General features: G+C 47.0%; 9 protein-coding genes. 5 read left to right on the top strand and 4 right to left on the bottom strand.

Annotated features, from left to right (window positions below; all coding sequences use genetic code 11):
- Positions 1 to 29: 29 nt before the first annotated feature.
- From LZZ85_RS14300 to LZZ85_RS14290, 3 genes are read right to left on the bottom strand one after another with little or no spacing between them, the layout of a single operon-like run.
- The gene (locus LZZ85_RS14300) at positions 30 to 1,469 is read right to left on the bottom strand and encodes a sialate O-acetylesterase (RefSeq protein WP_237873188.1); all 1,440 of its coding nucleotides are present in this window, start codon (positions 1,467 to 1,469) and stop codon (positions 30 to 32) included.
- 5 nt (positions 1,470 to 1,474) lie between these two features.
- Positions 1,475 to 2,551: a phosphotransferase enzyme family protein gene (locus tag LZZ85_RS14295; protein WP_237873186.1), complete on the bottom strand. Its 1,077-nt coding sequence runs from the start codon at positions 2,549 to 2,551 to the stop codon at positions 1,475 to 1,477.
- 12 nt (positions 2,552 to 2,563) lie between these two features.
- Positions 2,564 to 3,898, bottom strand: a complete 1,335-nt coding sequence (locus tag LZZ85_RS14290) for a Gfo/Idh/MocA family protein (protein ID WP_237873183.1) — start codon at positions 3,896 to 3,898, stop codon at positions 2,564 to 2,566.
- A 189-nt stretch (positions 3,899 to 4,087) separates the two neighbouring features.
- Here LZZ85_RS14290 and LZZ85_RS14285 point away from each other — a divergent pair, with 189 nt between their 5' ends.
- The 5 genes from LZZ85_RS14285 to nagA all read left to right on the top strand — a co-directional run bounded on the left by LZZ85_RS14285 (position 4,088) and on the right by nagA (position 11,122).
- On the top strand, positions 4,088 to 5,101 hold the full coding sequence (locus LZZ85_RS14285; protein ID WP_237873175.1) for a LacI family DNA-binding transcriptional regulator: 1,014 nt from the start codon (positions 4,088 to 4,090) through the stop codon (positions 5,099 to 5,101).
- 103 nt (positions 5,102 to 5,204) lie between these two features.
- The gene (locus tag LZZ85_RS14280; RefSeq protein ID WP_237873167.1) at positions 5,205 to 7,577 is read left to right on the top strand and encodes a TIM-barrel domain-containing protein; all 2,373 of its coding nucleotides are present in this window, start codon (positions 5,205 to 5,207) and stop codon (positions 7,575 to 7,577) included.
- Between the two features lie 40 nt (positions 7,578 to 7,617).
- On the top strand, positions 7,618 to 8,379 hold the full coding sequence (locus LZZ85_RS14275; RefSeq protein WP_237873165.1) for a glucosamine-6-phosphate deaminase: 762 nt from the start codon (positions 7,618 to 7,620) through the stop codon (positions 8,377 to 8,379).
- A gap of 184 nt (positions 8,380 to 8,563) precedes the next feature.
- The gene (locus LZZ85_RS14270; RefSeq protein ID WP_237873163.1) at positions 8,564 to 9,886 is read left to right on the top strand and encodes a sugar MFS transporter; all 1,323 of its coding nucleotides are present in this window, start codon (positions 8,564 to 8,566) and stop codon (positions 9,884 to 9,886) included.
- 39 nt (positions 9,887 to 9,925) lie between these two features.
- A complete protein-coding gene (gene nagA / locus LZZ85_RS14265) occupies positions 9,926 to 11,122 on the top strand; it encodes an N-acetylglucosamine-6-phosphate deacetylase (RefSeq protein ID WP_237873159.1) in 1,197 nt (398 codons plus the stop codon).
- 154 nt (positions 11,123 to 11,276) lie between these two features.
- On the opposite strand, the gene LZZ85_RS14260 is transcribed toward nagA, so the two are convergent.
- Positions 11,277 to 13,100 carry a RagB/SusD family nutrient uptake outer membrane protein gene (locus LZZ85_RS14260; protein ID WP_237873133.1) on the bottom strand — a complete coding sequence of 608 codons (1,824 nt, stop codon included), beginning with the start codon at positions 13,098 to 13,100 and terminating at the stop codon, positions 11,277 to 11,279.
- Positions 13,101 to 13,115 lie beyond the last annotated feature (15 nt).

Below are 13,115 nucleotides of genomic sequence, written 5' to 3'. Positions count from 1 at the left end.
GAGATGCCAGGAATTGAAATCATCTCTATTTAATTTCTGCTCCCGTCGGTCCGGAAAGGAGACGCAGGAAGGCCTTCGTTATTACAAAGGTTTACCTCCGGCGTATTGCTCCAGCCATATCTCACAGCGGTCGGTTTATGGCCACCGGGATGGTAGACAATGATCGATCTTTTTTTCAAGAGTACTCTCGCCGGGATAAAGACATGGTCATTGCCTGCAATGGTAAAACCTTTCAGTGGCTGGCCATCGATCGTTTTCAAGCCATGGCGGCTGTTCTTAAATCTTAGCATGATCCGGCTCCCCCTTATCTTCCAGGAGCGGAGGGCAGGCCCGGCGTAAACCAGCTGTTTATGATACGCCAGGGCCAATGCTGCTCTGGCAAGCCGCTCACCCACTGGCTGTTTATAGGCAGGATGAATGTCTTCAGCATCGCCACAGTCCGTCGTAACAATGAGAGCGGTATTGGTTGTCCGTTGCGACACCTTTAATTGTGCTTCCCTCAATTCAGGACTCATATCTTTATGCGGAGCGATCTGTACAATAAGAAATGGCAGCTCTCCCTGCATGAGATCACTCCGCCAGCTATTGATCAGGTTTGACAGGACCAGTTCATACTGATGAACACGTACATTGTTTGCTTCTCCCTGGTACCACGCTATTCCTGCTATCCCGTAAGGAATCAATGGGTGAACCATCCCATTGTACAACCCGCTGATGAGTTGTCCTTTTGGCTGATACGCGGCTGACACGATCTCAACATAGTGATCTGCGAATTTCTTTAATTCGGGATCAGCGTTCAACGCGTCACGACTGGTCCAGTCTTCAGCAGGTGTTCCGCCAAATGCGGACAGAATAATCCCGACAGGCACTTTTACATCTTTATGCAGATCCCTTGCAAAGAAATATCCAACGGCAGAGAACGTGCTTACCGTTTCCGGTGAACAGATCTTCCAGTTGCCGTTCGCATCATCTGTTTTTGTTGCAGCGTAAAGCATCGGGACAGTGTATTGCCTGATCAGGGGATAATTGGCATTGTCTTTTTCCTCCATCCAGTTGGTAATGTCGGGGCGCGAGGGTTGTGGTCCAAGTGTTCGATACATATTCGATTGTCCGCTGCAAAGCCACACTTCTCCGATCAATATGTTTGTGATGGATATGGTTGTGTCTTTTCCCCTGATCGTCATCGTTTGTCCTTTATCGTTAGCCCGCAACGAGAAAAGCTCGATCTTCCACCGGCTACCGATCGCAGTTGTGCGATACTCTTTGCCTTCGAAAAAGACAGTGACAGATTCTCCGTCAGGGGCTGTTCCCCAGACAGGAACCGGCTTACCTTGCTGAAGCACCATGTTGCTGCTGAAAAGACTGTTTGGTTTGACGGTCGCGTGTATGGTGACTGCAATCAGGATATGAACCAGGCAGAGCAGGGATGATTTGAATGCCGGTTCTCTGGTTGATATAGAAAGGAACATGGTGTTTATCGGATGGATTGATAAGATGACAGGGTTTCCTCCTTTTCAAATATCTGTTTAAGCAGGACTGATTGATTCATGGCGCGGTTGAAATTGTGATCGGGGTAAGCGGGAGCATAATAGCGATCATTATTGAGGTAATCTGTCAGGAAACGCAATGCCTGCATGTAGATAATGAATTTCGCTGCATACACAAACGAGCGCGATTCCGCAGGAGTGAGCTCGTCTTTCATTTCAAGCGAATAACCGTCAATAATAGCTTTGAAGATCTCTTCTCGGACAATGATCTTCGACAGATCCGTTTCCTCTTCCGTAGCGGAGGATAGATACGTTCGCATCATATCGCCGACATCACTGATAAAATAGCCGGGCATGACGGTGTCAAGATCGATCACGCAGATCGCGCGGTCAGAGTCGTTGAACAAAACATTACTGATCTTGGTGTCGTGATGAGTTACGCGTTTTCTGAATGCCGGATCCTTTTTAATATTCTCAAACTGTACCACGAGATCGAAATGATCCTGCATGGTGGCGATCAGTTTTTCAGCAATAGTTTTGCGTACCGGATTGGCGGTTGATACAGCTTCCGCAAATTGCCGGTAGCGGAAGGTAAGGTCGTGAAAGTATGGAATAGTGATCTGAAGCTGGCTTGTATCAAAGCCGGATAGTAACGCCGTAAAAGCACCGAATTGTGAGGCGGCTTCAAAGGCCTGCATCGGCGTTGTTACCTTATTAAGTGTATGGGATCCTGTTACAAAAGGGAATAGCCGATAATATTCGCCACCTTCCAGCGTGATAGTATCTGCACCTTTGCTGGTGCGTACCGGTGCCACGAATGTATAATTGGGATGATGTACCGCCAGGTAGTTGCCAATCACCCTGATGTTATGAGCGATCTTTGCAGGCTCATTAAATACGGAATGATTGATTTTCTGGAGGATAAATTGCTCACCACCGGCTTCGATCTTTGATGTCTGATTGATCAGGCCGCTTTGCAAGTGGCGGAAGGCTGTGACCTCTTCCACTATACCGTATTCCTTCAGTATATTTTCCAGCTTTGTTGTAATGAATGATTCTTTCATGAAATCTGGTTATCAGTCGCTATATACTTTTTGAGCTTGTGGCTTGAGTGTGGTCAGGTCTTTTATTCTTACCGGCTGCTTTTTATCGATGCTATGGTATGCCGCTATTCCCATCAGAATGGACATGGCGCCATCGCGTGTTCCCGCAATCTGTTTATGAGGGTCTGAGCCCGAGGGTGAAAAGATCTCTTTACGCAGACGAAGATCACCTCCGCCATGCTCCGTATTATCTTTCAGCACCTGTATCGTTTCCTGCTTCCCGAAGTTTGATGTGACAAGGATCTTGTCATACAATTCGTCATTGTCATTCAGCTCTATAAAAGCATCCATCTTTCCTTTTTTTCCATTGAAAGAAACACGGAAACCTTCATAAGGAGAATAAGCAGTAAGTGAATAGCTAAGCTGAACGTTATTGGCGTACCTGACCTGTACCGCCATTTTGTCGAAGATGTCTATATCTTTTTTAAATACGCATCCGTCTCTCAGGTATCCGTCATACTGTTCATTGTTCACATAAAGCAGTACATCTCTTTCCGACTTTGTAATATCCCAGTAGAAGTTGCAATTCTTCTTGTGGGGGCAGGGTCTGCAGTTGCTGTCGCGATAAGGCCCATTTTTTCCATAAAATTCAAGTGCGCCATATGCGAACACTTCGGCCGGATCAGAGTCGACCCACCAATTCATCAGGTCGAAATGATGTGTGGATTTGTGTACAAGCAGAGACCCGCTGTATTCTCGCCGCCTGTGCCAGCGACGAAAGTAGTCTGCTCCATGATGTACATCAAGATACCAGTGAAAGTCCACGGAGGTAAGTTCCCCAATCACATCACTTCTTAATAATTCATAGATCTTTTGAGGCAGCGGTGCGTAGCGAAGGTTGAATGTTACCTGTACCTTCCGGCCGCTTCGTTTTTCCGCATCAAGTATTTCCTGGCATTTTCTTTCATCAGTGGTCATCGGTTTTTCAGTGATGATGTCAATGCCAGCGTTCAGTCCTTTGATGATCTGTTCATGATGGCTGTTATCAACTGTGGCTACGATCAATACATCAGGTTTCGTTTCCTTCAGCATTTGATCAAAGTCGGTATAGGTCTTACAGCTAACCTGCATCATTTTCTTTACAGCTTCCGCCCGGCCCGGATTAAGATCGCAGAGGCCAACAAATTCTACCAGGTGACCGAATTCTTTTACGACGGGAACTCCCCACATCTGCGCTCCCCGGGAGGAGGTCCCGACCATCGCGATCCGCCTTTTTTTTCCGGTTGATCCTGCTTCCTTGATAAGCGGACCGAGAAGGCTTCCTGCCATAAGTGAACCTGAGTGCTGGAGAAATGATCGTCTGTGCATGCGATATGAATTAATAAAATGGGCAAACGAATATCCGGTAGTCATTTATAAACTGCCGGAAAATCAGCGAGAACGTTACCGATAATATTGAAACGGATATCGGATCATAAATAGGAGGGGAGTGTTTTTTAGTTACATTCGTAAGTAGTTACACTCAACGAATCATTTTGTAAACGATATCTCCCATACATGTCCAGACCAACGACGATCAAGGATATTGCCCGGATCCTTAAAATCTCTGTCTCTACTGTATCCCGTGCTCTCCGGGATGCCTATGATGTGAATGAAGAAACGAGGAACAGGGTGCTGGCTGCTGCTGCCGAGATCAACTACAAACCGAATTATAATGCAACTGCTCTTGCTAAAAGGAGTACACACAATATAGGGGTGATCCTTCCCTTTATTACCAATTATTATTTCTCCACTGTGATCACCGGGATCCAGGAAGTGGCATACAGCAAAGGGTTCAATATCATTTTGCATGTCACGAACGATTCGCCGGAGCGGGAGTTATCGATCGTAGACAACCTTTCGCTTAGTAGTTTTGATGGTTTGCTGGTATCAACCTGTTCCCAGTCTGATTCCTGCGAACATTTCGCACGGGTGATCAGGGAAGATATCCCGGTGGTGTTCTTTGACCGGGTGCCCAACCAGATCCGGACGTCCAAAGTGATGCAGGATGATTTTAACGGCGCATTTGAAGCGGTGGAGCACCTGGTTAGCAATGGATACAGGAGGGTCGCGCATATAGCAGGGCCCCGGGGGCTTCTGTTCACGGAAAAAAGATATGAAGGGTATCTGGCTGCATTGACGAAACATAATCTGCCTGTAGTTGAAGACTATACGATCTATTCAGGGTTTTCACAGGAATCCGGACAAGCGGATACCATTCAACTCATGGATCTGCCTGAACCACCTGATGCCATCTTTGCAGTGAATGACCGCAAGGCGATCGGTGCGATGCTGACATTAAAAGCGAGAGGGATCCGTATCGGGAAAGAAGTTGGGGTGATTGGTTTTACAGATGATCCAATGGCTTCTATCATCTCACCTTCTTTGTCTACCATTGCAGAACCGGCCTTTGAGATCGGTCGTAAGAGTTGTGAATTACTATTGGGGCATATCAGGAAAAAAAGTTTTATCCCGGAGGAAAAGATCCTTCCGGGTAAACTGATCGTCCGCGAATCGACAAACAAGGGGTAGAATTTTATTCTCACAGTTTTCGAGAACGTTACCATTGTTTTAGTTGGGCTGTTTCATTTTGCCGACTTGAAATTCTGCTATCTTGGAGTTTCAACGGTCAAAAATGAGCAGTCTATCAAAACGGATCACGTTAGTTCTTATCGCTCAGGTGATGTTGTTCGTGTTTCCGAAAGCGCAGATGACTGTATCAAACACATCAGCCGGAATTGCTTTATTCTCCTCAGTTTCTACATTAACAATTGATAAAGCGAAATGGCGACTAACTCTTTTAGATAAGCAGGGTGTTGTATTGTGGAGGGAGGCTAATCCTCCGGCCTTTTATTTCAAAGGTGCCTGGCATAGAGTGCTCCGTGTTAAAACCGTTTCAGAGAAAGAAGACGATACAGTGGAGCTGGATCTTGAAATGTCTGGTAATAAAAAAGCTTCGGCCAGTATCCGTTTAGTTAAAGATCATTCGTTCAAAGTCACGATCAATATTCCGGGAGAAACACCTGACAGTATCCGGTTAGAGAATGAACTTGGTATAAAAGAAGAAGTGTATGGGTTTGGTGAGATGTGGAACGGGAAGGTGGCTCAACGGGGGAAGAAGCTGGAGCTTTGGGATAAAACAGGTACACCTGATGAATGCGCTTATATTCCGTATTATGTTACAACGCGAAATTATGCGTTCTTTCTTGATTATGGCGGACGCGTAACCGCGGATGTTGCGTATAGCCATAAAAACAAGATCATACTTCAGGCCACTTCGCCGGCCGTCGATTTTCTGCTTACATCCGGAAACAGCATTGCTCAGACAGTGAAGCATTATCTGCAGGTAACAGGCATGCCAGCAATGCCACCGCGCTGGTCATTCAAACCTTGGTTCTGGTTAATGTCTGATCCTGATCAACCCAAAGGAGATATCGGCACGCTGAATGGAAACGGAGTGATCAGTGCCGCAAAACGTTTTAAGAAGTTGGATATACCGGTGGGCGTTACCTGGCTCGAGCCTCCATGGCAAACGCAACGGAATTCATTTATTCCTGATACAGCATTTTCCTCAGACTTTCACTCGTTCATGAAAGAGTTGCATGGTATGGGCTTGAAAGTGCTTGCCTGGACTACCCCCTACACTACACAACTTTCACCAAACTGGAAAGAAGCCATCGCCAATGGATACATTGTTAAGAAGCCGGATGGAGAAGTTCCTCAGCCTGTTATCTCTTCTTCAGGAGAAATAGCCGTTGGTGGTTATCATTATATTGATTTCAGTAACCCTTCCGCGAAGAAATGGTGGCAGCAGGAGATTGAAAAAGCGCTGGATCTTGGGTTTGATGGATTCAAGCTGGATGACGGGCAGAATCTTCCGGAAGATGCAATCCTATACAATCATCAGCCGGGTAAGCACAGCCATAATTCATATGCGACCGACTATAACAAGACATTTTTCGAAGTGTTGCAGAAGCGATATAAAGGTGATTTCCTTACCATCCCGCGAGCTGCATGGTCGGGTGCCAATCAATACCTCGGATTCAAATGGCCAGGAGATCTTCAGGCAGATCTTTCTCCATCAGGATTGCCTTCTTCTGTTCATTCATCTATCTCAGTAGGGTTTTCAGGGTTTCCGTTTTTAAGTACAGATATCGGGGGCTTTGAAGATATTCCAGGTAATGAAACCACCTGGGTCAGATGGGCACAGTTTGGCGCTTTACTACCGGGTATGCAAACGTTGAATATGCCCTGGTGGTTTTCTGAAAAAGCAGCGGCACATTACCGTTATCTCTCCTGGCTGCATACTGACCTGCTGCCTTTCTGGATGACCCTTGCCCGGGATGCTGTACAAAACGGAACTCCGCTTTGCAAGCCACTGGTATGGGCGTTTCAGGAAGATGAAAGAACATGGAATATCAGTGATCAGTTCCTGATAGGAGGATCGTTGCTGGCAGCTCCTGTGATCACTGATCAGAACAGCAGGCGTTTGTATTTACCCAAAGCTGACTGGTATGATTTCTTTACCGGTGAAAAGCACAGGGGTGGAAAGGAGATTGAATGGAAAGGAGGATTGTATGAGTTCCCGCTTTATGTACGCGAAGGAGCTATTATCCCTTTTGAAATAAGCAATAATGTATCGGGTCTCGGATCAGCGTCTTCAACCGGTTATCGTACAATAGCGGTTTGGCCATGGGCGTCACCAGCCCGTGATAGTTTTCTGCTGCATGATGAAGGCGGGCCTGTATTGATCAAAACAAGAACAGATAAAACGAAGTTTCAGCTTAACTGGAAAGATCAAAATAATAAGTACCTGTTCAGGATCCATTGGGAAAGGCAAATACCCCCTGCAGAGATCCGGCATGAGGGTAATGGATTATTGCGGGCAGTAAGAACGAGAGCAGCGTTTGATATCACTGATCGCGGATGGTTTTATGATGACCAGGAGAAAAAGCTTTGGATAAAATCAGCAGTAGCTGCGACGAATACTATTGAGATCAGATTTTAGTGTGACAACACATCGCTAATAATTCATTAAACGTTTATTCATGGAAATAAAAATTTCGAAAGATCAGCAGCAGCTTGGTATAGAAGCTGGTATTGCGGCGGCGGAAATGATCCGTGCGTCTATCCTGGAACGTGGTCAGGCAAATGTTATCCTGGCCACCGGGACCAGTCAGTTTGAAACATTGAAGCAATTGATCGCAGAAGATATCGATTGGAGTAAAGTAGTGATGTTCCACCTGGATGAATATATTGGGTTGCCCCAAACCGCCAAAGCCAGCTTCAGGAAATATTTGCGCGAGCGTTTTCTTGATAGGGTTCCACCGTTGAAAGCGCAGTACCTGATAGATGGCGAGAATGATGCAGACGCTGAGTGCAAACGGCTGGGTGATCTGATCCGTCAGTACCCGATCGATGTGGCATTGGTAGGCATTGGAGAGAACGGACATCTTGCATTTAATGATCCGCCGGCCGATTTTGAAACGGAAGCGCCCTATCTCGTGGTAGACCTGGATCAGCAGTGCCGTAGTCAGCAATTGGATGAAGGTTGGTTCAATACGCTGGAGGAAGTGCCGAAGCAGGCGATCAGTATGTCAATTAAACAGATCATGAAGTCAGCGGCGATCATTTGCTCGGTGCCGGATCGTCGGAAGGCAACCGCGATCAGGAATTGTCTTGCAGAGCCTGTAGATAACAAATACCCCGCGAGTATTCTTAAATCGCATCCGCATTGTTATTATTACCTGGATCAGTCATCCGCTTCCATGCTGTTTCCGGATGTGTTGGAGGTGGTGGGCGAGCGGTAGGATTAGATGCCCGAGGATTTCGCAGATTTGGCTGGGTGATTTTCAAAGAGCTTTATCAATAGCAATATCTTCTGTTGGCATCTGCGCGACCGAATTGGTAAACGCAACTGTAGTAAAAATATAATACCGGAGAGGTAGATCTGCGGGATCTGCGGGAACCAACGCAAAACGATCAATCATTTACATGCCGAAGACCACCGTTTCATCTATAGACCCCAGCTCTCTATCCCGCCGTGATACGATCATCTCAATATTCATCATTGGGATATTATTTTTCATCTTTGGTTTTGTATCATGGGTGAATGCGATCCTGATCCCGTATTTCAAGATCGCCTGTGAGCTAACCGGGTTTCAATCCTACCTTGTAGCGTTCGCTTTCTATATTTCCTATTTCGTGATGTCTATTCCATCCTCTTTACTCTTAAAAAGAACAGGATTTAAAAAGGGCATGATGATCGGATTCTGGATAATGGCGGCAGGTGCATTTATTTTTGTACCGGCTGCGATGTTTCGTGCTTACCCGGTTTTCCTGCTGGGTTTGTTTACGATCGGGACTGGTCTTTCTATTCTGCAAACTGCGGCGAATCCATATATAACGGTGCTTGGTGCGAAAGAAAGGGCGGTACAGCGGATAAGCATCATGGGTATTTGTAATAAGGGGGCTGGCATACTTGCGCCACTTGTCTTTGCGGCGGTGATCCTGAAAGCAACGGACACAGACCTGTTTGTCCGCCTGCCTGGCATGACTGCAGTGGAAAAGACAGAAGCGCTTGACGCATTGATCCGCCGCGTGATCGTACCGTATATATGCGTTGGCGCTGTACTTTTCTGTCTCGGTCTGTTTGTCCGTCATTCTCCGTTGCCTGAGATCAATACCGAGCGGGAGACCCGGGACTTAGCGCTATCCAATTCATCAAAGACATCAATTCTTCAATTTCCCTATCTTATTCTTGGAGCAATCGGCATCTTTTTGCATGTAGGCACACAGGTGATCGCCATTGATACGATCATTGGCTATGCCGGTACGATGGGGCTGTCTTTGATAGAGGCGAAGGCCTTTCCGTCCTATACATTATTTGCAACGATCACCGGCTATTTTATCGGGATTGCTATCGTGCCGAGATATATCTCCCAGCTTACAGCGCTTCGCTTTTGTACAATACTCGGTGCTGTTTTGACGGTGTGCATATTATTGGTAAAGGACAAAACCAATGTACTGGGATATCATGTAGATATATCAATCTGGTTTGTTGTGTTGCTTGGATTGGCGAACTCGCTTGTGTGGGCAGGCATCTGGCCGCTCGCTTTAGAGGGACTGGGCAGATTCACGAGGGTCGGAGCGTCCGTGCTCATCATGGGCCTCTGCGGCAACGCAGTGATGCCTTTGCTGTATGGCTATATTGCAGATCTTTTTTCGGAACGACAGGCATATGCCGTATTGCTGCCCTGTTACCTTTACCTTGTTTTTTTTGCAATGCGCGGGTATCGCATCAGGAAATGGAGATAGCCCCGTTACTATACCAATACTTTCACTAATTTGTCCCGCATGGATCAACAGTTCATACAAATAGTCAATGGTAAACTTATCACGCCTTCCGGGATAGTAGACAGCGGCAGCATAACGATCCGGGACGGAGTGATCATTGATATCGGCAGAACGGGGAATGCTGCTCCGGGAGCTACTATCATTGATGCGGAAGGCAATTATGTTTCTCCCGGCTTTGTTGATATACATGTTCACGGCGGCGGCGGTTATGATTTTATGGATGGACATGAACTTGCTTTCCTCAAGATCGCGGAAACGCATGCCCGTTTTGGTACTACGGCCATGCTGCCGACAACCCTCACAAGTGGGAGGGAGGAGCTGTTGCATAGCTTGCATATCTATGAAGAAGCAAACAGAAAGAATAAAACAGGCGCGCAATTCATCGGAATGCATTTGGAAGGTCCTTATTTCGCGATGAACCAGCGTGGCGCGCAGGATCCGCTTTATATCCGTGATCCTGATCCGGATGAGTACCGTGAAGTCCTTGCCGCGTCATCATCTATCCGGCGATGGAGTGCGGCTCCTGAATTGCCGGGTGCTTTAGCATTTGGAGACTACCTGTGTTCGAAAGGAGTATTACCAGCGATAGCCCATACAGAAGCGATCTTTGAAGATGCGGAGAAAGCCTTTCATCACGGATATTCCCTGATCACGCATTTATATTCGGCGATGCTGGGCGTTACACGGAAAAATGCATTCCGCTATGCCGGAGTGATCGAAAGTGCCTACCTGATAGATGAAATGGACGTTGAGATCATTGCAGACGGTGTGCATTTACCCGCGCCGCTTTTGAAACTCGTTCATAAGATCAAGGGAGCAGGAAGAACGGCATTGATCACCGATGCAATGCGCGCGGCGGGAACAAACGTAACAGAAAGTGTACTGGGTAACATCAGCAGCGGCTTGAATGTAATAGTCGAAGATGGAGTAGCCAAGCTTCCCGACAGAAGTTCTTTTGCAGGGAGTGTTGCAACGGCGGACAGACTGGTAAGGAATATGATGCAGCTGGCGGGTGTTTCTTTGATGGAATCAATACAGATGATGAGTGCAACGCCTGCACGGATCATGGGACTTCAGGAAAGAAAGGGGACGCTAAGAGTGGGGATGGATGCGGATATTATTCTGTTTGATGAGGATATTGATGTGAAGAAGACTTTCGTTAATGGAGCATTGGTATTTGATGCAGCTGATCAATGAGTGCTTTTCCTGAACCTGCGTAAATCGACCAAGATGTGGCCGAACAGCAATGTTATTCAACCATGTTTCGCATCTTTCTTAACGGGGATAAATGATGAAGAGGCTGCAATAGTGCAGCCTCTTCGCTTTGATAAGGGGAAATGGTAGAAGTAGCTCAATAACCGGGATTATTCACCAGCTGCCCCTGGTAAGAACTGATCATCGCCTGATCAAAAGGGAACAATTCGCTTTTTCCCGTTACAAAAAATGATGCAATGCCCTGCCAGAGTGGTTTGCCATCGACTGTATTTGCCGTAAGATGTTGCGCCCAGTCGGTACGTGTCCATCCTGTAAGCGGCGCGGGAATGCTTGTCGGTTGCCAGAATGGCTGCGCTGTTGCTGCAGTATTATTTCCCGCATAGAACTGGATCTCTTCTCCTGTGTTTTTCCAGTAGATGTATTGGGGAACATTAGTGTAGGGGCCTGTACGATCCCGGATCTGCTGTAATTTTGCTTTTGTCTCAGCGATCTTTACCGCAAGCAGGTTCCATCTGATAAGATCATATTTGCGGATGCCTTCATTGCCAAACTCAAGGAAACGCTCATTCACGATCGCTTCAAAGAAGCCATTCTTATCATTAGGAGTGGTACCCATCCTACTCAGGTTGCCTTTATACCCCCGGGCTCTTACACTTTCGAATGCAGCTATGGCAGCAGCAGAAGGGCCATTATCCAGTTCATTGGAAGCTTCTGCATACATGAGCAATACATCTGAAAAGCGGATCATCGCCCAGTTGAATCCTACGTTCAGCACAGTACCAGGCAGCAGTGGCACCCTCCAGTCTCTGCGGTATTTTCCTGTATTGATCTCGCCAAGCCTCCTTAGTGTTTTAAGATTATTGGCAGATGGAACCTGGTACCAGGTAATGCTCACGTCGCGGCGAAGATCCACAGAGTCAAATGCATAAAAGTAATTGGCGAGTGTAAAAATTCCGCCGTCGCCTGCTCCGTACCGGGAAGCGTTATTCAATACAGGCCCATCGTAGTTACCCATCCGGCTGTCACTGTTTCCGTTACCACCGCCCGCACCTACTTCGAAAAGTATTTCGCCGTATGGGTCATACGAGAACGCAGATAGTTTTTTCCAGACATCGGCAAAGTCCGGGTTGAGATCATGCTGCGTCCTGTTCGCCATTAACTCGGAGCATTCGTCTTTGGTGATCTGGTAGTATTTTTTATAGTCGGGAGTGCGGTGCATCTGTCCCAGGCCGGGAGCGCGTCCTCTGAGGGAGTATCCTCCGCGAAACAACGCGATCCTCGCACGCAGTGCGATGGCGGCCCCTTTGGTGATGCGTTCATTACGGACCGTCTCTGTTCTCCAGGGAAGCAATGGTTTTGCAGTTGCGAGATCTTCCAGGATCTTATCATACGTTGAATCGCGATCGGATCTTGGGATAAACAGATCTTTCCGTTGATAGGCCGGGACCATCGGTGCGGGAACATCTCCCCAGTTCCGGATCAGGTCGAAGTAGAACTGTGCTCTTAGCGTCAATACTTCTCCGTACAACCGGCGGAGTTCTTTTTTCTGTTCATCAGTGCCGGTGTTGTATTGTGGCATCTGCGGGATCTGTTCAATACACAGATTAGCTTTTTCAATACCACGGTATAACTGACGGAAAGGATTGGATACTTCCGCATTGGTGAGCAATAACTGGTATCTGCCGATGCCGCGCCTGCCGTTATCAATATTCCCCTGTACAACACCCTCGTCGGAATCGTAAGGATAGTACAGGTTTAACCGGATACCATATCCATTGTTACCCTGAAGTTCATCATATACGCCGATCACTGCGTTGTAGGCATTGGTAGGATCGGCGAAGACCTGCGGGATACTGTATTCAGAAACAGGCTCTACCTGTGTGTATTTTTTGCAGGCCGTATTGCAAAGCAACAGCGCTGCCATATAGAATGCGAATGGTTGGAAGTGTTGTCTTTTCATGATCAAGTTCGGTTT

Origin of the sequence: Terrimonas ginsenosidimutans (assembly GCF_022012415.1) — a bacterium.
Classification (GTDB): Bacteria; Bacteroidota; Bacteroidia; order Chitinophagales; family Chitinophagaceae; genus Terrimonas_A; species Terrimonas_A ginsenosidimutans.
The sequence above is the reverse complement of the archived record's forward strand: the minus strand, read 5'-3'. Positions and strand labels throughout refer to the sequence as shown.

What these genes read in the sequence shown, in the direction of transcription:
- LZZ85_RS14300 (WP_237873188.1), bottom strand. Translation starts at nt 1,469, where the DNA reads ATGTTCCTTTCTATATCAACCAGAGAACCGGCATTCAAATCATCCCTG.
- LZZ85_RS14295 (WP_237873186.1), bottom strand. Translation starts at nt 2,551, where the DNA reads ATGAAAGAATCATTCATTACAACAAAGCTGGAAAATATACTGAAGGAA.
- LZZ85_RS14290 (WP_237873183.1), bottom strand. Translation starts at nt 3,898, where the DNA reads ATGCACAGACGATCATTTCTCCAGCACTCAGGTTCACTTATGGCAGGA.
- LZZ85_RS14285 (WP_237873175.1), top strand. Translation starts at nt 4,088, where the DNA reads ATGTCCAGACCAACGACGATCAAGGATATTGCCCGGATCCTTAAAATC.
- LZZ85_RS14280 (WP_237873167.1), top strand. Translation starts at nt 5,205, where the DNA reads ATGAGCAGTCTATCAAAACGGATCACGTTAGTTCTTATCGCTCAGGTG.
- LZZ85_RS14275 (WP_237873165.1), top strand. Translation starts at nt 7,618, where the DNA reads ATGGAAATAAAAATTTCGAAAGATCAGCAGCAGCTTGGTATAGAAGCT.
- LZZ85_RS14270 (WP_237873163.1), top strand. Translation starts at nt 8,564, where the DNA reads ATGCCGAAGACCACCGTTTCATCTATAGACCCCAGCTCTCTATCCCGC.
- nagA (WP_237873159.1), top strand. Translation starts at nt 9,926, where the DNA reads ATGGATCAACAGTTCATACAAATAGTCAATGGTAAACTTATCACGCCT.
- LZZ85_RS14260 (WP_237873133.1), bottom strand. Translation starts at nt 13,100, where the DNA reads ATGAAAAGACAACACTTCCAACCATTCGCATTCTATATGGCAGCGCTG.